The following is a 25,460-nucleotide window of genomic DNA, read 5'->3' as shown; positions in this document are numbered from 1 at the left end:
CGGCTTTTTCAGACGGGGGGATGGCCTTCAAACAGCTTCGGGCAAGGTCGACCGCAGACTATTTGGGCGAGTGATGATGTCGAGGGACGGCCTGATGATTCAGGCTTGTCATTACCGGGCGGGATTGGAGGCAGAGCTGCTCCAATCCCGTCCTTTCCATTACTGACCAGCCACCTGTTTACTGTCCACCAACGCCGGAGTCCGCGGCGGGATCAGGCGTTTGCTGCCGGTGGACTCGTAGGCTGCCGCCAGGCGCAGCAGGTTCGAGTCGTCGTAGGCGCGGCCTGCGAAGGTCAGGCCGATGGGCATGCCGATGTCCGGCATGACGCCCATCGGCACGGTGACCGTGGGCACGCCCAGGTGGCGGATGGCGAGGTTGCCGTTGGCCACCCAGACGCCGTTGCTCCAGGCGATATCCGCCGACGCGGGGTCGACATCGGCATTCGCCGGGCCGACGTCGGCCACGGTGGGGAAGATCACCGCATCGAGCCCCAGCGTGTCCATCCAGTCTTCCAGATCGATCTTCCGGGTTCGCTCCAGGCCGCGCAGGCCGTCGGGCACGGTAGGGATCTGATCCCAGGGGGTGATGCCGCGCTCGGCCATCTTCACGTACTCGTCCATGCCGGCGGCCAGGTCGCCTTCGCGGTTGGGCAGGGTGCCGGGGTCGTGAGGGAAAATCAGCGGGCCGTCGACGTCCACCAGGCGGTTGAGTTGCGGGTCGCCGTTGGCCCGCAGGAAGTCATCGAAGGCCCAGGCGGTCAGGTCCCACAACTCGTGATGCAGGAACTCCTTGGACACCAGGCCGCGGTTGAACACCGTCGGCGCGCCGGGGCGGTCGCCCTCGCAATTGGACACCAGGGGGAAATCCACTTCGAGCACTTCGGCGCCGGCGGCTTCCAGCGCCTGGCGCGCCTGCTGCCAGAGGCCGATCACCGAAGGGCGGGTGTGGATGCGTTGCCCGGTCGGGCCACCGATCCCCGGTGCTTCGCTGGTGCCTGCCTCGGGGTCGGCGTTGATGTACATGCGCGGCACACCGAAGCGTTTGCCGGCCAGGGCGCTGCCGGTGGCGGCCAGTTCCCGATAGGACGCCGGGCGCACCGAGGCCACGCTGGGAATCGGCACCCAGGGTTGCAGGCGCCACAGATCGCCGCGGGTGTCCGGGTCTTCGGCGACCACCACGTCGAGCACTTCGAGCAGGTCGGCCATGGTCCGGGCATAGGGCACCACCACGTCCATGGTCGGGGTCAGCGGCCAGTTGCCGCGCACCGAGATCACCCCGCGCGAAGGGGTGTAGGCACACAAACCATTGTTCGAGGCCGGGCCGCGGCCGCTCGACCAGGTTTCTTCCGCCAGGCCGAAGGCGGCGAAGCTGGCGGCGGTGGCGGTACCCGCGCCGTTCGACGAACCCGAGGCGAAGGGCGCGGTGAGGTAGTCGGCGTTGTACGGGCTTTCCGCGCGGCCATAGACCCCGCGTTGCATGCCGCCGTTGGCCATCGGCGGCATATTGGTCTTGCCCAGGCAGATCGCTCCGGCGGCGCGCAGCCGTTCGATGGTGAAGGCATCGCGATAGGCGATCAGCTTGGCGAAGGCAGGGCTGCCGGAGGCCGCGGTGAGGCCCTTGACCAGGTAGCTGTCCTTGGCCGTGTAGGGAATGCCATCGAGCGGACCCAGGGTTTCGCCCCTGGCCCGGCGGGCATCGGAGGCCTGGGCTTCCTTGAGGGCGTCGGGGTTGCGCACCACCACCGCGTTGAGGGCGGTGGGGGTGTCGGGGCCGTCGTAGGCATCGATCCTGGCCAGATAGGCCTGGACCAGTTCGACCGCCGTGGTCTGGCCAGATTCGAGCGCGGCGCGCAGTTGGGCAATGGAAACCTCGGTGACTTCGATCATGCTGTTACCGCCGGCTGCTGATGGGTGATGTGGTGAAGGTTGCCATCACACTGGCGCTGGGGGTTGGGCGGCTTGGGCACATCGCTTATCTCACAATGGGTGTTCATATCGGTTCTCGTTGCGCGGCACGACGCGACTGGGGCTGGGCTACAACCTGAACGGGGTATTTTGCACCAAGTTGCCGGCGGGGGAATCGCTAAACGCTTCGCCGTCGTTGTTGGCTGTTGATCGGTGTCTGGCGCCCGTCGTGTAGGGGCCCCCAGGCATCGGCGGTTTTTACCTCAGTCAGGCCCCAAAAAGTAAGTAGCTGTTTTAAAAACAAATTTATGCATTTGTGGCTTCACAGACGACGAAAAAGTTGATAAATTTCCGCGCGTTCTTGCAGAGGTCCTCCCACGGGCCTTGCAGCGAGAGCAGGCAATAGCAGAGATAGGGGCGTCGCCAAGCGGTAAGGCAGCAGGTTTTGATCCTGCCATGCGTTGGTTCGAATCCAGCCGCCCCTGCCATCTCTTACCCATCCAGGTACCCCTCAGCCGCCAGGCATGAGGCGAGTCCTCCCGAAACACTCCATCCTTCTGTTTTTATCAAACGCTCCCGTAATGCCCCGGAATCCGTGTGGATGCTCAAGCGGCCCGTTTTCCTGTGCCCGGATCACTCCATCGACTCGCCCTTGCCCGACTGCTGGCGAAAGCGCTGCGGGATGGCCTCGGAGAAGGGGTAATGGACAAAGTAGGGGCGGGCTTCGTCGATGACCCGTTGGAACGAAGGCCGCTGTATCAGCCGCTCGAAATAGGCGCTCAGGTGGCGATGGTCGTCGGCAAAGGCCACCAGCGTACTGGCATAGAACAACGCCGGGGCGGCGGCGCAGTCGGCCAGGCTGAAATCCGGGCTGGCCACCCAGGTCCTTGAGGCCAGGCGCCGTTCGAGCATGGCATATGCGCTCAGCAGGGCCGCGCGTTCCCGGCTCAGGTCGCCGTTGGTGCCATACAAGCGATCGGCGACTATCCGCTGCATCGGCCCCTGGACATGGCAATCGAAAAAACGGTCCCACAGCCGGACCTCCAGCGCACTCTCCCAATCCTCGGGAATCAACGGCTGCCGGCCCCTATAAAACCGATCCAGATACTCGATGATCACGCTCGATTCCGGCACATCGCGCTGCCGGGCGTGATCGCGGATGACCGGGAACTTGCCCAGCGGCCACAGGCTTTGCAGCTCGGCCCGGTCGGCGTCGTTGGCGAGATCGATGATGCGCTTTTCAAAGGCGATGCCGTGTTCGTACAGGGCGATCAGCACCTTGTGGCAGAACGACGACAGCGGATGGAAATACAGGGTCAGCGGCATTTTCCGGTTCCTCGGTGAAGTGTGGGGCGCACGACGTGCCAGCAGGGCAACCCACACAGTATCGGCCTGCCTGAATGGCAACGCGCTGGCAGGCGACGAGCCGGGCTACAACCCCCCGGAATATTTCACCGCCGCCGCGGCCCGCGACGGCACGTTGAGGATGCGCAGCAGCGAAGACACATGGATGCGCACGGTGAAGGGCGAGATCTCCAGTTCGCGGGCGATTTCCTTGTTGGTCTTGCCCTGGGCGATCAGGCGCAGCACCTCGAGCTGGCGCGTGGTCAGGGTGGCGCCGGTGCCCAGGGGCAGCAGGCCGGAAGGGGCGAACTTGACCAGCACCTCGCCTTCGCGAATGGCCAGGACGGCCTGGCCGATCTCGTCCGGGGCGATGTTCTTGCCGATAAAACCGTCGACGCCGGCGGCCATGACCTCGCCGATCAGCGCCTGGTCATCGACCATCGACACCACGATCAGGGTGGTGCGCGGCAGTTGCTTGCGCAGTTCGGCCAACTGGCTGACGCAGGTCAGGCCCGGAAAACGCAGGTCGAGGATCAGCGTGTCCAGCTCGTCGCCGGCCTGGGTCAGGGCGAGTACGGTGTCCAGGTCGCCGGCCTGTTCGATCCGCGCGTCCGGCAGCAGTCGCTGGACCGTGCGCAACATGCCCTCGCGAAACAGCGGGTGATCGTCGGCTATGATAATCCGGCATGCCATGGGGTGACTCTCCTTGGGTCGAGCTTTCCTTGAGGCTGCTACTTTAGCAGCGGGTCAGGCAACTGCCCGTGATTCGTGCTGGGTACGACGACTGCCGGACAAGGATGTTCCCCATGAAATTCGAAAAAAACACCGAGCTCGACCAGGCCAACCTGCGCACCATCGTGGGCAGCTGCGCCTTGGCCTATATCAGCGTGCTGGGTTTCCTGCCCGGGCAGCGGCTCGATACCTACCTGCCGATCGTGATCTATATCGTCCTGTTCCTGCTGCTGTCGATTGTCTTGCGCCAGGCCATCGTGCGCTGGCCCGGGCATTATCCGGCGCGGCGGGTCCTGGGCATGGTCTATGACTACACCGGGACTTCGTTCGGCCTGGTGGTCGGCGGGGAAGCGGCGCTGCCGCTGTACGCGGTGATGGTCTGGGTCAACCTGGGCAACGGCATGCGCTTTGGTTCGCGTTACCTGGCGATTGCCACGGTCCTGGCGTTGGTGGCACTGCTGGCCATCTATCGCCTGACGCCGCTGTGGCAGGCGCAACCCTTCATGGTGCTGATGCTGTTGATCACCAGCACGGTGATCCCGATCTACGCCCATATCTTGCTGGAACGCACGCGCAAGGCGTCGGAGGAGGCGATTGCCGCCAACCTGGAAAAGTCGCGTTTTCTCGCCCAGGCCAGCCACGACCTGCGCCAGCCGATCCATTCCATCGGCCTGTTCACCGCCTGCCTGCGCGAGGCGCGCCTGGGCGACGAGGAGCGGCGCCTGGTGGACAACATCGACCGTTCGCTGCTCAACGTCTCGCAGCTGTTCCGCTCGATCCTCGACCTCTACACCCTGGACAACGGACGGGTGCAACCGAGTTACCAGGCCCTGCACCTGGGCGAATTCCTTGCCGACCAGCTGCGGCAGAACGCCGAAGCCGCGCGCTGGGCCGGGGTCGAGATGCGCCTGCGCCCTTGTTCGCACTGGGTCCGGGCAGACCCGGCGCTGCTCGCCACCATGGTCCAGAACGTGCTGTCCAACTGCTTCAAGTACGCGGCGCGGCGACCGGTGCTGATCGGCGTGCGCAAGCGCGGCGCGGGGCTGGCCATCGTCATCTATGACCGGGGCCGGGGGATTGCCGAGGAGCATCTGCCGAACCTGTTCGAGGAGTTCTACCGGGTGCGCGAGCAACGGGACAAGGACGTCGAAGGCGTGGGCCTGGGCCTGTCCATCGTCAAGCGCCTGGGGCAGTTGATGGGGCTCGAGGTGGCGATCCGTTCGCGGCTTGGCCACGGCACCGCGGTGAGCCTGTACGGGTTGCCCCTGGCGCCACCGCAGTTGCAGGCGGCGAGCCTCGACGAGGCGCGTCAGGCGGGGCTGTTGACTGGCTTGAAAGTGTGCCTGGTGGAGGATGATCGCAATGTGCTGCTGGCCACCTCGGCCTTGCTCGAGCGCTGGGGCTGTGTGGTCCAGGCCGAGCTTTCCGGTAAGGATCTGGTCAGCGACTGCGACATCATCGTCGCCGACTATGACCTGGGCAACCACGCCACGGGCATCGAGTGCATCGACAGCCTGCGCCGGCAGCGCGGCTGGGCGGTGCCGGCGCTGATCCTCACCGGGCATGAAGTCGAGAAGATCCAGGCCGCGTTGCACGACCGCAATATCGCCATCCTGTCCAAGCCGGTGCGGCCGGCCGAACTGCGCGGCAGCTTGCGTGCTCTGCGCCAGCAGTCTGCGTCGGCATCGGTGGCGGGGGTCATGCCCGAGGCGTGATGGCGCGGCTCAGCGAGCCCCGGCCGCGTCCCTTGCCAGGACAAGGGCGCGGCCGCAGGCGCAGGGCTTATCGCTTGCAGAGGCAGTCTTGGGTCGCGGTGGTTTGCAGGTCAGCCGGCGTTGCTGCTTGCCAATGCCGATGTTCGGCCCAGGGCGACCAACTGAATGGTGCTGATCAACAAGTACTTCAGCGCCCAAGTGATGGCGTTTGCCGAATTGCTTCACTCCCCACACACCTCCCGCACACAGTCGCGCAGCCAGCGATGCGCCGGGTCGCTGTTCATTCGCGGGTGCCAGAGCATGGACACGGTGATTTCCGGCGTGGCTACCGGCAGGGCGAAGCTGTGCAGGCCGCTACGCAGGTTGTGGGTGTGGCGTTCGGGGACGGCGGCGATCAGGTCCGAGGCGCGGACCAGCGCCAGGGCGGCGGAGAAACCGCCAACGACGGTGGCGATATCACGCGCCAGGCCCACCGCCTGCAATGTGTCGTCCACCAGCCCGCGACCTGGGCCCTGGCGCGATACCAGCACATGCTCGCCGGCAGCGTAACGGGCGGCGCTGATCGGCCCGCGGCTCAGCGGATGGCCGTTGCGCACCACGCCAATAAAACGATCGCGGAACAGCGCGCGGGTGTGGATTTCCGGGCTGGCGTTGGCGTCTACCACGCCGGTGTCGAGGTCGACCGTGCCGTCGCGCAGGGCTGTGCTGTCCTTGCTGGTTTTCTGCAGGAAATGCAGGCGCACCCCAGGGGCTTCGGCGCGCAGGCGAGCGACCAGGGCCGGGCCGAAGTTTTCGACGAAACCGTCGCTGCTGCGCAGGGTGAAGGTGTGTACCAGGCGCTGCAGGTCGAGCCGTTCGACGGGGCGCAGCATGGCTTCGGCGTCCTGAACCAGGTGGCCGACCCGCTCGCGCAACTCCAGGGCACGCGGTGTCGGCACCAGGCCGCGGCCGGCGCGTACCAGCAGCGGGTCGCCGGTGGTTTCGCGCAGGCGCGCCAGGGCCCGGCTCATCGCCGACGGGCTCAGCCGCAGGCGTTGGGCGGCGCGCGCCACGCTGCCTTCGGCGAGCAGCACGTCAAGGGTGATCAGCAGATTGAGATCGGGTGTGGACATGGCGGCGGCCCCGTCTGGCGTAGAAGTGAGATGGCGTCAGATGCACGAATAACCTGCAAAGGCTGCGCCTTCCGCCATGTTAGACCGCGGGCTAGATTGGCGACAGCGCCGTTTCGCGCGGGTCAGAGAGGGAGTGCAACGTGAAGCCAGTCAATGCCGGAGCAGAACCGGAAGCGGTATCAGTCGGCTGGGCGCTGGCCAGCCTGTCGCTGTCGATGTTGCTGGCGTCGCTGGGCACCAGCATCGCCAACGTCGGCTTGCCGACCCTGGTGCAGGCGTTCGGGGCGAGCTTCCAGCAGGTGCAGTGGGTGGTCCTGGCCTACCTGCTGGCGATGACCGCGCTGATTGTCAGCGTCGGCCGGCTCGGCGATCTGTTGGGACGGCGGCGCCTGCTGCTGGTCGGGATCCTGCTGTTCACCCTTGCCTCCATACTCTGTGCCGTCGCCCCGACGCTGGGGATGCTGATCGGCGCCCGGGCGCTGCAGGGTGTCGGCGCGGCGATCATGATGGCGCTGACCCTGGCCCTGGTCGGCGCGACGGTCAGCAAGGCCCGCACCGGCAGCGCCATGGGCCTGCTGGGCACGATGTCGGCGATCGGCACCGTCCTCGGCCCGTCCCTGGGCGGGGTGTTGATCGCCGGGTTCGGCTGGCAGGCGCTGTTCCTGGTCTGTGTGCCGTTGGGCGGGCTGACCTGGGTGTTGGCTTATCGGTATCTGTCGGTTGGTACTCAGGCGCGGACCCTTGAACGAGGCGCTTTCGACCCCCTGGGCAGCTTGCTGCTGGCTCTCACGCTGCTGGCCTACGGGCTGGCCATGACCCTGGGCCGCGGCCATTTCGGCCTGCTCAACGCTGGGTTGCTGGCGATGGCGCTGGTGGCGGCTGGCCTGTTTGTCTGGGTGGAGGCGCGGGTGGCCGCGCCGCTGATACGCCTGGGGCTGTTTCGCGACGCGGCCTTGAGCGGCAGCCTGGCCATGAGCGCGCTGGTCTCGACGGTGATGATGGCGACGCTGGTGGTCGGGCCTTTTTACCTGGCCCACGGGCTCGGGTTGGAGGCGCTCGGGGTGGGTCTGGCGATGTCGCTTGGCCCCTGCGTCACCGCGCTGAGCGGCGTGCCGGCCGGACGTATCGCCGATCGTTTTGGCACGCGACCGATGATCCTCGCCGGCCTCGGCGCCATGATCCTTGGCTGTTTGATGCTGGCGTTGCTACCCGTGAACCTGGGCATTGGCGGCTACCTGGGGCCCATCGTTGTCATCACCCTGGGGTATGCGACGTTTCAGACTGCCAACAACACTGCGGTGATGAGTGAGGTGGGCGGGGAGCAGCGCGGCGTGATCTCCGGCCTGCTCAACCTGTCGCGCAACCTCGGGCTGATCACCGGTGCCTCGCTGATGGGCGCGGTGTTCGCCGCGGTGGCCGGCGACCTCAGCACGGCAAGCGCCGAGGCCGTCGCCAGTGGTATGGGCTTCACCTTCGCCCTGGCCGCGGGGCTGCTGGTCATGGCGTTGTCTATTGCGCTGGCCAGCCAGCTGCGTGGAGGGCGGACGGTGGATTCGACGGCTTAGCCAGGAGGCAGCATCAGCAAAAGCCTGACCACCGCAAACATCTTCTGTAGGAGCGAGGCTTGCCCGCGAAGACGGACTCCGGTTCGACGCAAGAGGTGGGTTGCATGTAATGGCCCTATCGCGGGCAAGCCTCGCTCCTACAGAGGCGAGGCGGGGAGAGGCCCGCGATTGCGCGGGACAATCGCGGGCTGTTCCTGGTCCGGCGGTTTTATTGGGCGCTCTCGACGTTCACCGCGTCGTTGTTGGCGCCTTTCCTGACGGTGCCGTTGGTGGTTGGGCAATTGGGCTTGTAGGTGCCGACAATGGTGTAGTTGCGCTCCAGATTGTCGTTCTGGCAGCGTTCGCGGCGGGCGTAACCCAGATTGATCGGGTCGTAGCGAGACTTGGGCTCACGCAGTGGATGAGGCGCCGCCAACCGCGGGATATCCATCCTCTGGAACACGCTGGCATGGACCTTGTCTCGTTCCACCGGTTTGCGGCGAATCAGCCCGGCTTCCTTGTAGGCGGAGCTGATCACGTATTTGGCATCATGGAATTCATCATGCAGCGGACCGCCGATGCACTCGGCTGGCCAGCTCGTGCTGTTGGCGAATATGCCGTCGCTCTCGAGGTTTTTCAGCATCCAGCGCAGGGGGATGGTTTCCAACCCCTGGCCGCCCTTGGCATAAGGGCTTTCACCGCACCTGGCGGTATCCGGGTCATTCAGGTAACCGCCCCCCACATCGGCATGCGCGCCGGCAAACCACACCTCTTCCAGTACCTGTGACTTCGATTGCTGCAGGCCGAAACGCAGCAGGCGGAACGACGCTCGTTGTTCATCCAGGGACATGGCGTGATAACCGCGCTCGGCATACAGCTCCAGGCGGTGTTCGTCGGGCTCTTCCTTGAGGTTGGTGCCCACTGCCGGCACGGTGTCGAATACCCCGATGACTTTGACCACGACCTTTTTTTCGTCTTTTTTAGCCGGGTCGTCTCCGTAGACCCGGATGCCGTTGGCGTCTTGATAGTTCTTCAGGCGCTTGCGCAGCGTGTCATCGAAGCCGGGTACACCATCGTTGCGTGACTTGTAGATGTCGTACATGTCTTCGACCACATCGTGCATATGGCCGGTCCAGCCCCACAGGAGGCTGTTGTCCCAGTAATCGGCCTTCAGGTTGCTGGGCAGGCCGGCGACTTCGATAAAACCGTTCAACGAACGTGCGGTGAAGGCTCCCCGGCTGAACCCGAAGATATAGATCTCGTCGCCGGGCCGGTAAGCCTCGATCAGAAAGCGGTAGGCCTGGCGGATATTCAGGCTGACCCCGCTGCCGAACAGGGCACCGAAGGGAGTGGTAATGCTGGTGGCCACGCCCTTGTCGTAATAGGGAATGACCCTGGCTCCGCTATTGGCCTGTTCGAGCGCCTGGTTGTACATGCGCCAGATATTGGTGTTGTCCTTTTTGGTGTTTTCGGTGCCATCGAGCAGCACCACCAGTTTTCTGGGGCCTTGGTCGCTATACAGGCACTTGTTGATTAGTTGCCAGCGTTTGCGGACTTTGCGATAGCCGTCTTCGATGCCCTCGGCGGCTTTGGCGTCGTAATCCTTACAGTCTGGTGTCTTTGCCGCCTGGGGGGATATTCGGGCTTTTGCCAGTAGCTTGTGGTCCAGGGTTTGTGTGGTTTGCAGGTTGATCGCGCTGTGCTGTGAGGTGGAACAGGCTGCCAGGAGGGCGAGGCTCAACAGAAGGGCTATGCGCATATCGAAGGTCTCCATGACCGGATACGGATGGCGTGGCAATGCAGCCGATCGAGGCCGATGAGCGCGCTCCGCTGGCTGCTCAAGTGAACCTAGCTGAAGGTAATCAAAATGCCATCAGTGGGTCGGGATCAGGTTCCCCAGAGCGACGCCAGCGCCCTGCTTGGGGCGGGCGGGCCAGGGGTCAACCCGCGCTTTCCCCCACCAGCAACGCACTGTAGGCCCGCAGCCGCTGCACGAACTCACTCACCGAACCCTGGGGCACATAGGCCTGCTTGAGGAAGAACGCGGCGTACTCGGCCATCCCCGGTTCGGCTGCCGACAGCAGCTGCGCATGCTCCTCCAGGGTGGTCGGCCAGCCGCGTTCCAGCTCGCCGCGCAGCAGGTTGGCCGAGCGTAGCGCCTTGCGCGCCGCGGCCCGTTGCAGGCGTTGTTGCTGTAAAGGTTCGCGGCTTTGTTCCAGCTGCTGCGCGTAGCCTTCCAGCACCTGGGGGAAGTCGCCATTCAGCGCCAGGGCGATGGTGCGGCTCGGGCGGAAGGGTTCGAAGCGCAGCCCCAGGTCATTGCCCCAGATGCAGCGGCACTGATGCTTGAGCCAGAAACCCCAGCGGTAGCGATTGTCGGGCGCCAGCACCTCGCTGAGCACGCCGATGTCGAAATCGATCTTCGACACCTCCGGGTGCCGCGCCTCCAGCGCTTGCCGAGTCTCCTCCAGCCGCTGGCGTTCCTCGGGGCTCGGCGCCCAGGCCAGGACCAGGGTCACATCCAGGTCGGAAGTGCCCGGCCGCGCATCGCCACGGGCCACGCTGCCGTACAGGTACAGGCCGTCGAGCAGCGCCGGAAAACGCCGCGAGAGCATTGCGCACAGCTCATCCACCAGAGGGCTGAACGCCGGTTGCAACGGCTGGTCGGGCAGGGACTGGATAAAACCTTCGGCGTCGACGCCTGGGTACTGCGACATGGTGATCTCGATGGGAGGATGGCGATGAAAGCAGCCCGGCCAGGCGGGCGGTTGGCAGACAGTCTGGCTGACTTCACGGATCGCGCAAGCCGGCGCGGTTCAGCGCCACGCCGTCACGGGTCGAGGCTCGCCAGATCGTTACCCAGTGGCGCCGGCGACTCGCCGCTGATCGCGCACAGCAGGGCGCTGATGGTTTGCCCCTCGACCGTGCCGCGTTCTTGCAGCAGGTCCGCCACCGCGCCGACCGCCGGCCAGTAGCGATGCACCAGGCAACTGGCGCGGGCCATGGCCCGGGATTCGGCGTCGAGCAGCTTGCGTGGCGGCAATAGGCTGATCAACTCGTGACCGCGGCTCAGGTCGCCACGGCCGCTGCCTTTTATCAGCTTGTCGGATCGGCCGTGGCGGTAGATCGCTTCGGCCACCGGGCCGGCAAAGCAATGCAGCAGGTCGCGCTCGATGGACTCGACCATCGACGGCAGGTATTCGGCGATCCCCGGGGCATCGAAGGCGGGGCGTGGGACCAGGTAATCGGCCTCCACCAACCCCTCTACATAGCGCGGGTTACCGCGCAGATCGAGCATCGGACCAGCGGCAGCTTCGGCCCTGGTACGCACGCTGACACGGGCGATCGGCTGACCGTTCCACCAAAAGGCCAAGGCGTGGCCGGCTTCGTGGATGGCCGTGCAACGCGGGCGCTGGTTCATGGTCTTCTCCCGTGCTGGGCAGGCTTGGGGCGTGACGAAAACGCGCCAGGCGCCGGAAAGCAGGCGACCCCGCAGGCGCTGTCCCTATCATTGGCTTCAACTGCGCAGGCCGGGTAAAAGCTTGTTCCTATCAACAAGCAATAGTCCGGCTATTAGCGATCCGCCACAGAGGGTCTAGCCTTAATTCAGCGCTGGCATGAGCCGGCCGGATGAGACCTGATCAAGAGATAACGAAGAACGAGTCAGAAGCGTACCGGGCTTACCGTGGGCCACCGTCCTGGCAACTTGCTTGCCGCTCTCCAGCAGCCTGTGGCCACAACCGTCAGTTGAGCGAACTGTGAGCCCTGCAACCTATGTCATTGCTTTCGCCTGTCGCTATTCAGCGCCCGCCCGGGCCGGATAGCTGGATGAATACGACCAAAGGTAGCTCCTCATGGCAAACGAATCGAAATGCCCGTTCAACCACGCCGCCGGCGGTGGTGTAACCAACCGCGACTGGTGGCCGAACCAACTGAACCTGAAGATCCTGCACCAGCACTCGTCCCTGTCCGACCCCATGGGCGAGGACTTCAACTACGCCGAAGCCTTCAAAAGCCTGGACTTCCAGGCCCTGAAACAAGACCTGCATGCGCTGATGACCGACTCCCAGGACTGGTGGCCCGCCGACTTCGGCCACTATGGGCCGCTGTTCATCCGCATGGCCTGGCACAGCGCCGGCACCTACCGCACCGGTGACGGGCGTGGCGGCGCCGGTTCCGGCCAGCAGCGTTTCGCACCGCTCAACAGCTGGCCGGACAACGTCAGCCTGGACAAGGCGCGGCGCCTGCTGTGGCCGATCAAGCAGAAGTACGGCCGCAACATTTCCTGGGCCGACCTGATCGTCCTCACCGGCAACGTCGCGCTGGAATCCATGGGCTTCAAGACCTTCGGTTTTTCCGGTGGTCGCCCGGACGCCTGGGAGCCGGATGAGGATGTCTACTGGGGCGCCGAAAGCACTTGGCTGGGGGGCGACACCCGCTATGGCAAGGGGCCGGGAGCCCCCGCCGCCGAGCCGGGGCGCAACCTGGAGAATCCGCTGGCCGCGGTGCAGATGGGCCTGATCTATGTGAACCCTGAAGGCCCCGAAGGCAACCCGGACCCGGTCGCGGCGGCGGTGGACATCCGCGAAACCTTCGCCCGCATGGCGATGAACGATGAAGAAACTGTCGCCCTGATTGCCGGCGGCCATGCCTTCGGCAAGACCCACGGTGCCGGGCCCGCCAGCAATGTCGGCCCTGAGCCCGAAGCCGCTGGCCTGGAGCTGCAGGGCCTGGGCTGGAAAAGCACCTTCGGCACCGGCAAGGGCGCCGATGCCATCACCAGCGGCCTGGAAGTGACCTGGACCACCACGCCCACCCGCTGGAGCAACAACTACCTGGAAAACCTGTTCGGCTTCGAGTGGGAACTGACCAAGAGCCCGGCGGGAGCGCACCAGTGGACGCCGAAAAACGGCGCGGGCGCCGGCACCATCCCCGATGCCCACGACCCGTCCAAGCGGCGCAGCCCGACTATGCTGACCACCGACCTGTCGCTGCGCTTCGACCCGGTCTACGAAAAGATCTCGCGGCGCTTCCTGGCCAACCCGGACCAGTTGGCCGATGCTTTCGCCCGCGCCTGGTACAAGCTGATCCACCGCGACATGGGCCCGCTCTCGCGCTACCTGGGCCCGGAAATGCCCAACGAGGAACTGCTGTGGCAAGACCCGGTCCCGGCAGTCGACCACCCCCTGGTCAACCACGGCGATGTCGCCACCCTCAAGAGCAAGCTGCTGGCCTCGGGCCTGTCGGTGTCCCAACTGGTGTCCACCGCCTGGGCGGCGGCCTCCAGTTTTCGTGGCTCCGACAAACGCGGCGGCGCCAATGGCGGGCGCCTGCGCCTGGCCCCGCAGAAGGACTGGCCAGCCAACCAGCCAACGCAACTGGCGACGGTGCTGCAAACCCTGGAAGACATTCAGCGCGACTTCAACAGCGCACAAACCGGCGGCAAGAAAATCTCCCTGGCCGACCTGATCGTGCTGGCCGGCAGCGCCGGCATCGAACTGGCGGCGAAAAATGCCGGGCTCAATATCAGCGTGCCGTTCACCCCGGGCCGCACGGATGCGAGCCAGGAACAGACGGACGTCCAGTCCTTCGCTCACCTCGAACCCATCGCCGATGGTTTCCGTAACTACCTCAAGGGCCACTACCGCGTACCCGCCGAGGCCCTGCTGGTGGACAAGGCGCAACTGCTGACCCTCACCGCACCGGAAATGACCGCGCTGATCGGCGGCCTGCGCGTGCTCGACATCAACGTCGGCCACACCCCCCACGGCGTCTTCACCCTGCGCCCGGGTGCGCTGACCAACGACTTCTTCGTCAACCTGCTGGACATGGGTGTGGAATGGAAACCGCTGTCCGACGCCCAGCAAGAGTTCGAAGCCCGCGACCGCAAGACCGGCCAAGTCAAATGGACCGGCACCCGCGTCGACCTGGTCTTCGGCTCCAACGCCCAACTACGGGCATTGGCCGAGGTCTACGCCAGCACGGATGCGCAGGAGCAGTTTGTGAAGGACTTTGTCGCGGCCTGGATCAAGGTGATGAATCTGGATCGGTTTGATTTGAGGTGAGGGCGGTTTCGAGGCCTGGAAGTGACAACCCCGACCTAAGTGTTCAGGTTGGGGCTTCAGGCTCGGAGTAGAAGCTGCATAAGCCATTCGGTGTGACTGAAGAACCATGACGCCTCCCATTGTGGAGGCGTTTTTTTGTCTGCCGACGGGGAAGGCACAGTGACTGTTCGCCAGATGGAGACTGCCTGGGCATTTCGAGAAGGGGGATGGCATATCCGCTTCTCCTTCGCGGGCATCGATAGCCTGCTCCTCCTCTGGCTGCTCAAGTGCATTCGAGATGATCAGGATCAAGTTCCCTTACTGCAATTTTGGATAATTCCTACACCCACTCCCTTGTCTCTTTGGCTATGGTGATGAGCCTGGTATTGGGACAGCTCATGTGACGGTCATACCCCGCGCAGAGTTGTTCGGGGGGACGAGGCAGAGGGTACTGAAGTCCGGCTTCGAGAGGGTGAAGGCAGTGTGCCATCTATCTGGTCCAAGGTTGACCCGTGCGAGTTTTTGCAAATAGGCTGCTGCCCTGACGAGTTGCCCGGGCAGGCCAATACGGCTGGATCATTGAGTCATCTCCAGATCCGATTCAGCTGTCAGTCCAGGTATCACAAGGTGTGGTTGAGGCTTGGCATCTGGATGCCTCAATACGTTGACCAAGGATGAGTCATATGCGTCAAAGGGATTTGAGATTCACCTTCTCCGTGCTGTCCGGCCGGATGGAGTTCGAGGTCGTAGAGTTCACCCTGGAAGAAGTCATTAGCGAGCCTTATCGGCTGACGCTCGAACTGGCCAGTGACCACCCCTCCATCGATTTTGCCCAGGTCCTCGATCAGCCGGCGTTGCTGACTATCTGGCAAGGCTCCACGGCTGTCCGCCATGTCCACGGTTTGGTCTCCAGCTTCACCCAGGGCAAAACCGGCTTTCGGCGTACCCGCTACCGCGTGGTGGTCGAGCCGCAGCTTGCCCGGCTTGGCCTGAGTTCCAATTGGCGCATCTTTCAGCAGAAAAGCGTGCCCGAAATACTCAAGTCGGTGTTGGCCGAACATGGCATCCTGGACTATCAGCAGAACACCCATACCGAGCACCTGCCTCGCGAATACTGTACCCAGGCGGGGGACACCGACCTTTACTGGTTCGACCGGCTTTCTACGGAAGAAGGTTTGTTCTACTACTTCAAATCCGACGCGACTTCTCACAGGCTGATCCAGAGCGACAAGCTCTACGTTCAGGAACGCATCCAGGGTGAGCCGGTGCTGTACAGCACGCAGCCGGCTGGAGACGCCGAACGGCCTGTGCTGTACGCGTTCAGCTACACGGAAAACGTCCGCACGGCCGAACAGACTCAGCGCGACTACACCTTCAAGCGTCCCGCGTTCAACCAGCAACAGCGCCTGGTCGGCGAGGACCTGGAACACCAGGCCCCACACTATGAACGCTACGACTATCCAGGACGCTACAAGGCCAGCGCAGCAGGTAAGCCCTTCACTGAAAACCGCCTGCGCGGTCACCGTCGAGATGCCCAGGTCGCAATGGTCGAAGGTGACGATCCGCGCCTGATTCCAGGCCTTTCCTTCCAACTGACCGGCCACCCCAGGGGAGACTTCAACCGCTGGTGGCGGTCAGTCCGAATCACCCATAGAGGCGTGCAGCACGCCAGCCAGCAAGAAGAGTCCGCCGACGCTGAAATGGGCGTGAGCTACGACTTCACCGCCGAGATCATTCCCGAACAGATGGAGTGGCGCCCGGTACCTCTGCCCAGGCCCCGTATCGACGGGCCGCAGATCGCCAGCGTGGTGGGGCCGGAAGGCGAGGAGATCCACACCGACGAGTTTGGCCGGGTAAAGGTTCAGTTCCCCTGGGACCGGGAAGGCAAGGACAACGAGTTCAGCTCCTGCTGGATCCGGGTCTCGCAGAACTGGGCCGGTGCTGACTGGGGCCATATGGCGATCCCGCGAATTGGCCAGGAAGTCATAGTCGACTACCTCGATGGCGACTGTGACCAACCGATCATCACGGGCCGCACTTACCGTGCGAGCAACATGCCACCGTACCAACTGCCGAATCACAAGATCCTCAGCACCATCAAGAGCAAGGAATACAAAGGCAGCCGCGCCAACGAACTGCGCATCGACGACACCACCAAAGAGATCAGTGCCGCGCTGATGAGCGATCACGGCAGTACCGCGCTGCACCTGGGGTATCTGACCCACCCACGCCCCGACGGTGGTGCGCCACGGGGTGAAGGCTTCGAGTTGCGTACCGACGAGCATGGTGCGTTGCGAGCGGCCAAGGGGCTGTTGCTCAGCACTGAAGAGCAGTTGAATGCCGGCGGTGGTCACCTTGACCGTGGAACGGTCATTCAAGTGCTGGAGGCAGCTCTGCAACTGGCCAAGGGCCTGGGTGACTATGCCGCCGATAATCAGGGCATCGATCACGACACCGATCCTCAGAAAACCCTCAGTGAAGCGGTTCGCGATCTGGGGCATGGCGCCAACGACGAGTCAGGCAAAACCAATGGTGGTAAACCTGCCATCGCCCTGAGCGGTCAGGCTGGTATTGCTGTGGCGTCTCCTAACAGCGTCACGTTGGCGGCTGGCGAGCATATCGACAGCGTGGCCCAGCAGAACCAGCAACTGACCTCGGGACAGAAGTTCGTGGTCAACGCTGGCACTGACCTCGGTTTGTTTGCGCAAAGTGGCGAGATGCGCCACATCACCCATCAGGGGCTGATGCTATTGCAGGCGCAGAAGAACAACATCCGCCTGGAGGCGGACCAGAGTGTGGAGGTCAGTGCAAGCAACCAGCATGTATTGGTCTCTGCCAAGGAACACATCACCCTGATGTGTGGTGGCGCTTACGTCACTCTCAAGGGCGGCAATATCGAGCTGGGCATGCCGGGCAACTTTACCGTCAAAGCTGCCAAACACAGCATGCTGGGGGGCGCGAGTCTCGATACCGAGCTGCCGAAGTTCAAGGTGGGGGATACCCAACGACGTTTCATGCTCAAGCAGATCGATGGCCAATCGGCGATGCCCAATGTGCCCTACAAAATCACCATGGCCAATGGTGAGGTTGTCGAAGGCACTACCGATGCAACGGGAGCTACCCAGTTATTGCAGAAAGATGCGATGAACATCGCCAGTGTGCGCATGTTGCTTTCAAAAGCTGGGGCATAAAGATCCAGAGCGGGTGGGCACAGCGGATTTGTAGCGGCCCCCAAATTCAGACAGCTGCCTGGTCAGAAGGATTACCAGGCAGAAGCAAGGAGAGCAGCAATGAATGATGCGGTTCGGATGAGAACAATCAGTTCAGGTAAGGCCATCACCCTGCCTGGCGGTGGTGACGTGCATCTGATTGCAACTCCGCCAAAACCTTGCGTGACCATCGTTGTGCATGGGGTCAACGATCTTGCCGGTTGCTATGAGCGTATCGAGCGTGGTCTATGCCAGGGGCTGAACGAACGCCTGGATATGCCGCAGACCCTGCCCAACGGCGCCACTAATCCGGGTTACCTGATATCGGCTGGATACAGCCTGCCGTCTGACGATGATGGTAAAGCGACTAACCCCGACGCGGTGTACTACCGGCGAAAGTTCAGTGCTTCCAGCGATGGTGGGGCCATCCGCAGTGTGGTCATCCCATTCTATTGGGGCTTTCGCGAGGAAGAAAAATACATTAACAAGACCGAGCCCCACGGTGAGTGGCTGGACCGCAACAATAACCGCCTGGATAAGACCGGCACCAAGGAGGGGGGGCAGTTCGCTAACGCCACCACCAATTTACCCGACATGTGGGGCGAGGGTTTTAACGGTTATCCGTTCGGTATCCTTCCCCTCAATTTTATTGGTGGCAACCTAACCCACCCGCTGTTTTCGGCCGCAGGCCGTCGTTACATGGTGCTGGCTTCCATGCGCTTGGCCATGTTGATCAAGATCATCCGCAAGCGTTATCCGAATGACACCATCAACATAGTCGGACATAGCCAGGGCACGATGCTCACCCTACTGGCCCATGCATTTCTCAAGGATGAAACGATAAAACCGGCCGATGGTGTGATCATGCTCAACTCGCCCTATAGCCTGTTCCAACCCTTCAACGAAAAGACCCAGAAATGGCTGGAGCAGCAAACAACAGCTGCCCGTATCGCCACCCTCAACGGCATCCTTCAGTTCATTGCGGGTACCCCGAACCCGGTTCCAGCACTGTCGAGTGTTGCGCTGAAAAACTGCCAGGGTTACGGCGCTATTGGCGGGCCTGGATGGACCGGCAGCACAGCATCTCAAGCCAATATCCGTGGAGAGTCCGTTTCATTTGACGAACGAGATAACCGAGGATGCACCTACCTTTACTTCACGCCTCAAGATCAGACTGTGGGTCTTGGCAACGTACAGGGAATTGGTTGGCAGGGTATCGGGGATGTCGTTGATGGGCAGCCTGCACGTACCGTGTTGCCGCAGCGCTTCTACCAGCGCATCTTTACCTTGCGCAAGCGCAATGGGCAGAAGGAAGAAATCGGCAAGCATGTGCCTCCCTATTCTTACTCTCTGCTGCTTGAAGGGGAAAAAACCTGGGAAGACACCGGTTTAGGAGGATTGGACCGGAGTGGGCGTGCCAGTTTCAAGCCGGGCACCAGTGTGATGTTGACTGCTCCTCTATTGCCTGTGCCGGCAAAGGCTGATTTCTCGGCCGACGGAACCATGACCGCGCCAGGGGAAGACTCAAGCAGTGGTGTTTATCAGATCATGGACAAGCTGGACCCCATCGATGCGGCTATTGGTCTGAGTAATGACAAGTCCCTCCGTATCAAGTCTGCCTGGCGTCCCAAGGATCCGAAGTACGCCCGTCAGGAGACGCTAGATGAACAAGTAGCTTTTAAACGTGGCCGTGATACTGCCAGCGTGCAGCAGGCTCGTGACGACATCAATGAGCCCGCTCAGCGCGCTCATGTTTTTTCCGCACGGTCGTTGGGCAATGGTCAGGTACTGATCACCCGCGGAGAGACGCCTTACGAAGCCCGGTTGCGCCTGCAAAGCGAGGAGTATCAAGAAGCCCAGTCCTTTCACTCGGGCATCCCGAACAACCCGGAGCACAGTCGGCAGATATTGGCTTATGACGTGGCCATCGGGGCGGGGGAGAGCGTCGACGATATGACGTTCTATGCGTATCTCTGTCGTGTGGCGGATTGGCGGTTGGATTGGGATAGGACCGATGGAGGGCTAAACAGTGAGAGTGACAATTTGGACGCAGACCTTCCAGGCGATGCAGTCGAAAAACTCTATCTTCAAGAAGAGGGTAAGAATCGCAATCTGATCGACTCCACAGTGACGTACCGCCAGAGTGGCACATTGCCGGATATTGTAGTTAAGGCCGAGATGCCCTCCTTAGTTGCCACTCAGACTTGGGGTGGAAAAAAACTGGGTAAATCCATCAGTTTCGGGGGGAAAGTCTGATGCGCCGCATGCTCCCGTATTTATCTATTACCGGCTTGCTGCTGACCAGTCATCTGGTTCAGGCAGCCCAATCCCAACTGACTGCTACCCGCTGCTTTGCCAACCCGGCCACGCCCGTGACTGCCTATACCTCGGCCAAGGAGGCTACCACTATGTCCGCTGATACTCGTTACCGCGCCCCAACTACCTCTCCTCGCCTGGAAACTCTGGACGTCCTCAGCGTCGGCATGAGCCTGGATGTATTTCGTCAGGGGCAGGCCTGGCAGACTTTGCAAGAGCAGAGCGCGAGACAGCCAGAAGCCCTGCACGTTGGCAGTATCCTGCCCATGGATCCGAAGAAGTATCCGATCACTGGTGATGATAAGGACATGGCTTGGGAAAAGCGTAAGTCGGATGCCCTGGAGCTAGGGTTAAGAGACTTTCCGGAGAAATGGCCGATTCCCACCATCACGGTGGTCCGTGGTTGGAACCCCGCTACACAAAACCTACGCTTTACACCTGAACGAACTCAGAAAATGCTTACCAGTATGGTGAACAGTTACCGTACGGAGGCGGGGTTACACTGGCACCGCATTCGCAATGTGCAGGACGGTATTGTTTGCAATGACACTCCTGAAGGTTTGATAGAGAACCTGTTCCAACTATTTGAACGTAACCCCGACCTTCCTGCTGTGCTGGTGTACAACGTCGAAGGCATCAACATGTTAGGGGCTCTATCGAGTAAGGATGTTCCATTGAAAACACTTGGTGCTGGCAGTGGTCCACGTCAACCCGGTAAATTAACTGACTCAATGGTTGCCTTGGTCGTCGGTCGCCCGGAGCGCGTTGAATGGCTGCGCTACTACGCCCAGTTCACCAAGACCAACAAGAATCCCATCGATCCCGAGTTCACTGGTTGGGGCTGGCGCAAACCCGCCGTGGAATTCCAGCCATCGGAGTTCATTCCCCAGCCCTGGACCCAACGCGCCTTCGAGCAATGGGATGCTTTACCAGTGCTGGCCAAAATCCACCGCCCGGTCACTGTATCGCTGCAACGCCCGGACACCGGCGAACGGTTGAAGCGCGAGGCTTTGACCACGCAACTGGCCAGTGGCTGGAAAAAAGCTACCGACACGCTCACTCCCAAACCTTCCCGACTGTTCTACGACGGTGGTTTGAACAGCGTGCCACTGGCCGAACTTTCGCCAGCGCTCAGCGTTGCCCACAGCTCTTTGGACCTGCTCGACTCGCGGGAGAGCTACGACCTCACCCAGCGCTTGGGAGACACCGGCTCTGCCTCACCCTTCGTAGGTATCGCCCTGGCCACCATGGCCAGCTACCTGAATGCCGATACCAGCGTGGTCATGCCGATGCGCCGTCAGGATCAGGCGACGATCATCAGTGTGACCTCACCGACACCGGGCAAGAAACCGGTCGGCAACCATCATTTTGGCGTGAAGCTGATGTCGCAGACCGCCAACAGTGATGAACCCGCCCCCCAAATACCACCGGAAGGTAAATCTGTTGAGGGATCTGCTCCCAAGCCGCCACTCGTGCAAACGGACTACGCCTTGGAGGAGTTCCTGGCGGACCTGAAGCCGAACAACAACTGGATGGATGAGCTGTAAAAGCCATGTAGACATCAGGACCTGTTGTGACAGAGGGCACTTGCCTCTCTGGGGCATCGCTCTTCACACCCGACATTTATCCTTCGATGGGCATAAAGCCTGTCGAGGGAGAAGTGCCTGGTAGCGCAACGGAAAAGGAACAGGCATGTACATCATTCGAGACGATCAGATCCTCGGGAGTAATGGCTGGTTTCCCCAAGACTTGCCATCGGCTGCCGAAGATCTCCTGCAGTTAGAGGACTCATGATGCGTGTGCATCAACTCATCATTGTTCTTGGCATCGTAGCCCTGATTGGGATAACCAGCTGTTCATTACTTCCTTCTCCTCGGGACCTTGCCATGGACAAGACCGGATGGATCACCCATTGCTTTGGTCGCTTCCTGATCGATTTACCGCCCCAAGCGGAAATCAGGGCGGGTTACTACCTATGGGGTGACGATATCGAGGTGCTCGACGATACGCCTGCGGCCTTGGCTGCCAGAATCAATCAGCGTGAGCAGGAGTTAAAAAGCCAGCAACATGATTCGAAGGGCAGCATGTTTCTCCGTCGTTTGGATTTTGGGGCGGGTGCGTCTGGATTGTTATCTTGGTCCTCGGAAGTCTCTTCCGAAATATATCTTCTAGATACCTACCTTGTTTCTCAGCCTGCATGGCGTGCTTATAAATGGACAGGAAAGGTGTCGGCAGATAGAGAGCTTCGTGCCATAGAAATTTCTACTACGCTAGCCCGCAACTTTCGCTCCCGTGAGCCCAATGAAATTCCCACTGAGTCTGGATTCTGTATCGATCGTGCCTATATCGCCGGAAGCAACTTTCAGACAGAGCGGTTCGATCTCGGAGTGACCTTCCCGGATTATCCCGGTGCTCATTTCGAGTTCACCTCCAGCACCGGCGCCGAAGAAGATCGCCTGTTGGATCGGGCAAGTGGTTTCCTGGCAGGTGCCGCCAGGATGGTGTTAGGGATCGAGACCCTGCGCAAAAGAGAACGTGGCGGCGCGGTTCCAGCCGACGAATACCTGTTGGCCAGTACCGACAAGGGGCAACGCATCTATACGTTCGCCTGGGAAGCCCAGGGCAAGGATGACTCGATCACCGAGCCAAACATCTCAGCCGCGCTTGGCGTACTCGAACGTAGTCCCGACAGCAGCAGCAAGCTGCCAGCGCCTCCATTCAAATCAGACAAAGAAGCGCTGGCGCTATGGGACACAGTCATCGACTCCATCCGCCTGCGCCCTGTGTCTTCTGCTACGCGTGGCGGTAATGCAGGAGGTTCCTGAATACTCATCCTTCGGTAGGCACAATGCCCGCTGAGGGAGAAGTGTCTGGTCATGCAACGGAAAGAAAGGAGCAGATATGGACATCATCCGACTCGGTGATTCCACCAGTCACGGCGGCACTGTGATTGAAGCGTTCAACCAAACCGACCTGAACGGCAAACCCATGGCCGGCGTCGGGCACAAGGTCACATGCCCTTTATGTAAAGGCGTGTTTCCTATTTCCGAGGGCAGCGCACTGCTGGATGTTGGCGGTATTCCGGTGGCGCTGCATGGAATGAAAACCGCCTGTGGGGCCAGCCTGATCGCCAGCGGTCCGAAAGGAGACGCTGAGAGTTAGTCAGGTACAGGGTGGTGTTTTTGTCTGCCCGAGGGGAGGGTGTAGTGACCGTTCGGTGGGTACAGATTGCTGACGTTTCGGGTGGCGTAAGTGGGGATCTACTGCTTGAGAGATGGACATAAACAGCGACGGTTTTAAGGTTGTTCGCCACCACTCAAAAACCTAGTCTGTCCCTGTCGCTGCAAAATCAGCGATCGGGCCTGAGAACCCGGTAAGATGCAGGCGCACAAGCGCCCGCCCACAATTGCTGGCGCATTTTTGTGCCCGCCAATTCGTGTTATGGCGGCTGTGCGTGGGAGACCTTCGGGTCTGCCGGGTTCCTGTATCTCCGGTTTCTCAGCCTGCGCACAGCTGCCACCCATTCGCCTGAGAACGAAGGTGACAGCTCTCATTTCTGATATGGGAGTTTCAACCATGTACGCCCGTAATCTGTCTGTATTTTGCTGCCTTTCGCTTCGCCTTCATCCGTTCAATAACACCCGCTTCCTGGCTGTCGCAGGAGGTGCTCTATGAACACGCCAACCCCCATCAAAACCCTGGGTTTCGTCACCTTCGGCCAATGCGCCGACCCCGAACAAACCCTGTTCCGCGTCAACGCCGACGTCCCCTTGCAGCAAGCATTGGAACAAGCCTCGACCCTGCTGTACTACGCCAAGAAACTTGCCCTGGACGCCGCCATGGAGGAACAGGGCGAGCGCTACGCCTGGGCTTCGCACTTTCTGGCGGAGATGGGGAAGGCGGTGATTGATGATGTTTGTTTGGGGTTGGAGAGTGGGGGAGGAGTGGTTAGTTGATTTTGATTTGAGGCTCTTTTGAAGGAACCAAGAAAAACGCCGCTTGTCGTGGGTGATGAGTGGCGTTTTATCGTATGGAGGGCTGCTTTCGGCTGTGGATTCAACCAGTCGATGCAACAGATTGGCTAAATCGTTCAGCGGGCGTTTCGTAGTTTAGGGTTTTCCTAGGGCGACTATTTAACTGACTTGCCACTTCATTGAGTGTGGCTTGCTAGATTGACTCCTCCTCCGGCGTCTCGGGAGACAATCCCAGTAACTCAATGATGCTATCCGCAAGCCCCGGGTCCACCTCGGTGACCCACTGAGTGACCAATGAGAGGTAGAGGTCATTGACGTCTTCGTCCGAGATGATCCACCGAATCTGGCTATTGTCGGTTGCGGCTTGAAATAGCTGTTCGGCATCCTCTTTAGTCAGCTGTTGGAGATATCTATTCAGGTTCGCAACTGCTGAGTGGGTGGTGATGAAACTTCCACTCTCCACCAAGTGCAGGATTGCAGCCTCGACCTCGTCACGCGGTACTGTAGGGACAGCCCCCTGTTGCGGTACAACATCTTCAATCTCAGGCGCAGGTACTTCGGGGATGAGCCTTTGGTCGTCGAGTACCACTTCCGGAGCTTCTGGAACCCTCTGGGCTTCGGCAAGTAGGGGATCTTCAACGTCGGGCTGACTCTGAAGATTCTTGTAGTAATCCACGACCTCGTTGATTGTTCTAAAAATAGTCAAACGGCCGCCATCCTTCGACTCAGTCCATTCGTCAGCGAGGTACGCGAGAGGACGGCTAGTTTTGTCCATTGTAAGTGGGGATGCGTAGTCGCCATCTTTCGAGATGATGAATAGATCACCGTCGGGAACGTGAGTTAACAGCGTCTCCCAGATGTATCGATCTCCAATGCTCTGCGCTTTTCCAGGAGGATTCCCTTTGTTCATTCGTACCAACGCCCTCTGGTACAGCTCATTATCTTCAGGGTGGCGGGAAGCTTTCTCAAATAACCGTGAGAGTTTCTGATCGACTTCCAACTCATTACGTAGCGCGAGGGATATCGCATTTGCTATTAGGAGTTTCTTAGCCTGCTCCGCGCTCTTGACCGCTTCATCGTACTGCTTGGCAGCTTCTGTTCCGCGCATATGGTGTGGTACGGCGGTAGGAAGCTGGGCCTTCTTGAAATCAGACATCGCGACCTGCAGCTTCGACTCTCGGTTGCGCTTGAGCTCATTCTCGACTTGCTTGGGCAGGTGAATAGTCATCTGGCCGGGCGCTGCAAGTTCGATGAGCTCATCAAGGATTTCGAGCTTGTCGTCTGAAAAAGAGTAAAAATTGAGGAAAATGTTGGTGTCGATGAACAAGTGTAACGCCGGCATCAGTGATAATCCTTCAAGAGTGATTTGGGAGCCTGACCAGATAATCGCTTATGTAAGATAGTTTACTTAGTGCTCTACAACCTTTGCTGTCATGCTCGCTTTGCAACTCACCTAAATATTCATACCTACCGCACGAACAATTAGCCGGCTTATTGACGTCGAAGGGGTATTGATATGAGTTGCCGCCTGCTTTGCGGACACTTCGAGTGATTGCTTCTTTTGG

The 25,460-nt window shown here is 61.1% G+C and carries 17 protein-coding genes and 1 tRNA gene; 10 read left to right on the top strand and 8 right to left on the bottom strand.

Features of this window, described 5'->3' with window-relative positions; translation table 11 throughout:
* Window positions 1-159: 159 nt before the first annotated feature.
* The gene (locus J4D28_RS28245) at window positions 160-1,887 is read right to left on the bottom strand and encodes an amidase (protein ID WP_028682072.1); all 1,728 of its coding nucleotides are present in this window, start codon (window positions 1,885-1,887) and stop codon (window positions 160-162) included.
* Window positions 1,888-2,318: 431 nt separating this feature from the next.
* Here J4D28_RS28245 and J4D28_RS28240 point away from each other — a divergent pair.
* Window positions 2,319-2,393, top strand: a tRNA-Gln gene (locus J4D28_RS28240).
* A gap of 145 nt (window positions 2,394-2,538) precedes the next feature.
* Here the strand turns inward: J4D28_RS28240 and J4D28_RS28235 are convergent.
* Both J4D28_RS28235 and J4D28_RS28230 read right to left on the bottom strand, forming a co-directional pair.
* Window positions 2,539-3,231 carry a glutathione S-transferase family protein gene (locus J4D28_RS28235; protein ID WP_028682071.1) on the bottom strand — a complete coding sequence of 231 codons (693 nt, stop codon included), beginning with the start codon at window positions 3,229-3,231 and terminating at the stop codon, window positions 2,539-2,541.
* A gap of 105 nt (window positions 3,232-3,336) precedes the next feature.
* The gene (locus J4D28_RS28230) at window positions 3,337-3,942 is read right to left on the bottom strand and encodes a response regulator transcription factor (protein ID WP_009049954.1); all 606 of its coding nucleotides are present in this window, start codon (window positions 3,940-3,942) and stop codon (window positions 3,337-3,339) included.
* Between the two features lie 113 nt (window positions 3,943-4,055).
* Here J4D28_RS28230 and J4D28_RS28225 point away from each other — a divergent pair, with 113 nt between their 5' ends.
* Complete coding sequence (locus tag J4D28_RS28225; protein WP_009049953.1) at window positions 4,056-5,696, top strand: hybrid sensor histidine kinase/response regulator; 1,641 nt, start codon at window positions 4,056-4,058, stop codon at window positions 5,694-5,696.
* Between the two features lie 221 nt (window positions 5,697-5,917).
* Here the strand turns inward: J4D28_RS28225 and J4D28_RS28220 are convergent, their stop codons facing one another.
* Window positions 5,918-6,808, bottom strand: coding sequence for a LysR family transcriptional regulator (locus J4D28_RS28220; RefSeq protein ID WP_028682070.1), 891 nt, complete (start codon window positions 6,806-6,808; stop codon window positions 5,918-5,920).
* Window positions 6,809-6,948: 140 nt separating this feature from the next.
* Here J4D28_RS28220 and J4D28_RS28215 point away from each other — a divergent pair, with 140 nt between their 5' ends.
* On the top strand, window positions 6,949-8,373 hold the full coding sequence (locus tag J4D28_RS28215) for an MFS transporter (RefSeq protein WP_028682069.1): 1,425 nt from the start codon (window positions 6,949-6,951) through the stop codon (window positions 8,371-8,373).
* 208 nt (window positions 8,374-8,581) lie between these two features.
* Here the strand turns inward: J4D28_RS28215 and J4D28_RS28210 are convergent, their stop codons facing one another.
* From J4D28_RS28210 to J4D28_RS28200, 3 genes are all read right to left on the bottom strand, one after another.
* Window positions 8,582-10,111 (bottom strand): DUF2235 domain-containing protein, encoded by a 1,530-nt coding sequence (locus tag J4D28_RS28210; RefSeq protein ID WP_028682068.1) that lies wholly within the window; start codon window positions 10,109-10,111, stop codon window positions 8,582-8,584.
* A gap of 181 nt (window positions 10,112-10,292) precedes the next feature.
* On the bottom strand, window positions 10,293-11,069 hold the full coding sequence (locus J4D28_RS28205; RefSeq protein WP_053269548.1) for a nucleotidyltransferase domain-containing protein: 777 nt from the start codon (window positions 11,067-11,069) through the stop codon (window positions 10,293-10,295).
* A 113-nt stretch (window positions 11,070-11,182) separates the two neighbouring features.
* Window positions 11,183-11,773 carry a hypothetical protein gene (locus tag J4D28_RS28200; RefSeq protein ID WP_038633849.1) on the bottom strand — a complete coding sequence of 197 codons (591 nt, stop codon included), beginning with the start codon at window positions 11,771-11,773 and terminating at the stop codon, window positions 11,183-11,185.
* A 433-nt stretch (window positions 11,774-12,206) separates the two neighbouring features.
* Here J4D28_RS28200 and katG point away from each other — a divergent pair, with 433 nt between their 5' ends.
* The 7 genes from katG (at window position 12,207) to J4D28_RS28165 (ending at window position 23,877) form a co-directional block, all read left to right on the top strand.
* Window positions 12,207-14,417 carry a catalase/peroxidase HPI gene (gene katG / locus J4D28_RS28195; RefSeq protein ID WP_103331801.1) on the top strand — a complete coding sequence of 737 codons (2,211 nt, stop codon included), beginning with the start codon at window positions 12,207-12,209 and terminating at the stop codon, window positions 14,415-14,417.
* Window positions 14,418-15,079: 662 nt separating this feature from the next.
* The gene (locus tag J4D28_RS28190) at window positions 15,080-17,587 is read left to right on the top strand and encodes a type VI secretion system Vgr family protein (RefSeq protein ID WP_009049946.1); all 2,508 of its coding nucleotides are present in this window, start codon (window positions 15,080-15,082) and stop codon (window positions 17,585-17,587) included.
* 99 nt (window positions 17,588-17,686) lie between these two features.
* On the top strand, window positions 17,687-19,861 hold the full coding sequence (locus J4D28_RS28185) for a DUF3274 domain-containing protein (RefSeq protein WP_009049945.1): 2,175 nt from the start codon (window positions 17,687-17,689) through the stop codon (window positions 19,859-19,861).
* Complete coding sequence (locus tag J4D28_RS28180; RefSeq protein ID WP_009049944.1) at window positions 19,861-21,468, top strand: DUF2875 family protein; 1,608 nt, start codon at window positions 19,861-19,863, stop codon at window positions 21,466-21,468. The genes J4D28_RS28185 and J4D28_RS28180 overlap by 1 nt, the downstream gene beginning before the upstream one ends.
* Before the next feature lie 339 nt (window positions 21,469-21,807).
* Entirely contained in the window at window positions 21,808-22,746 is a 939-nt protein-coding gene (locus tag J4D28_RS28175; protein ID WP_198286571.1) for a T6SS immunity protein Tli4 family protein, read from the top strand.
* A 76-nt stretch (window positions 22,747-22,822) separates the two neighbouring features.
* Window positions 22,823-23,083: a PAAR domain-containing protein gene (locus J4D28_RS28170; protein WP_009049942.1), complete on the top strand. Its 261-nt coding sequence runs from the start codon at window positions 22,823-22,825 to the stop codon at window positions 23,081-23,083.
* Between the two features lie 509 nt (window positions 23,084-23,592).
* Window positions 23,593-23,877: a DUF3077 domain-containing protein gene (locus J4D28_RS28165; protein ID WP_009049941.1), complete on the top strand. Its 285-nt coding sequence runs from the start codon at window positions 23,593-23,595 to the stop codon at window positions 23,875-23,877.
* A gap of 211 nt (window positions 23,878-24,088) precedes the next feature.
* On the opposite strand, the gene J4D28_RS28160 is transcribed toward J4D28_RS28165, so the two are convergent.
* A complete protein-coding gene (locus J4D28_RS28160) occupies window positions 24,089-25,237 on the bottom strand; it encodes a PIN domain-containing protein (RefSeq protein ID WP_009049940.1) in 1,149 nt (382 codons plus the stop codon).
* Window positions 25,238-25,460 lie beyond the last annotated feature (223 nt).

It is taken from the genome of Pseudomonas sp. GW531-T4, from assembly GCF_017349615.1.
Taxonomy (GTDB): domain Bacteria; phylum Pseudomonadota; class Gammaproteobacteria; order Pseudomonadales; family Pseudomonadaceae; genus Aquipseudomonas; species Aquipseudomonas chlororaphis_I.
Note: the sequence above shows the minus strand (reverse complement) of the source record. Positions and strands in the feature narration are given on the sequence as shown.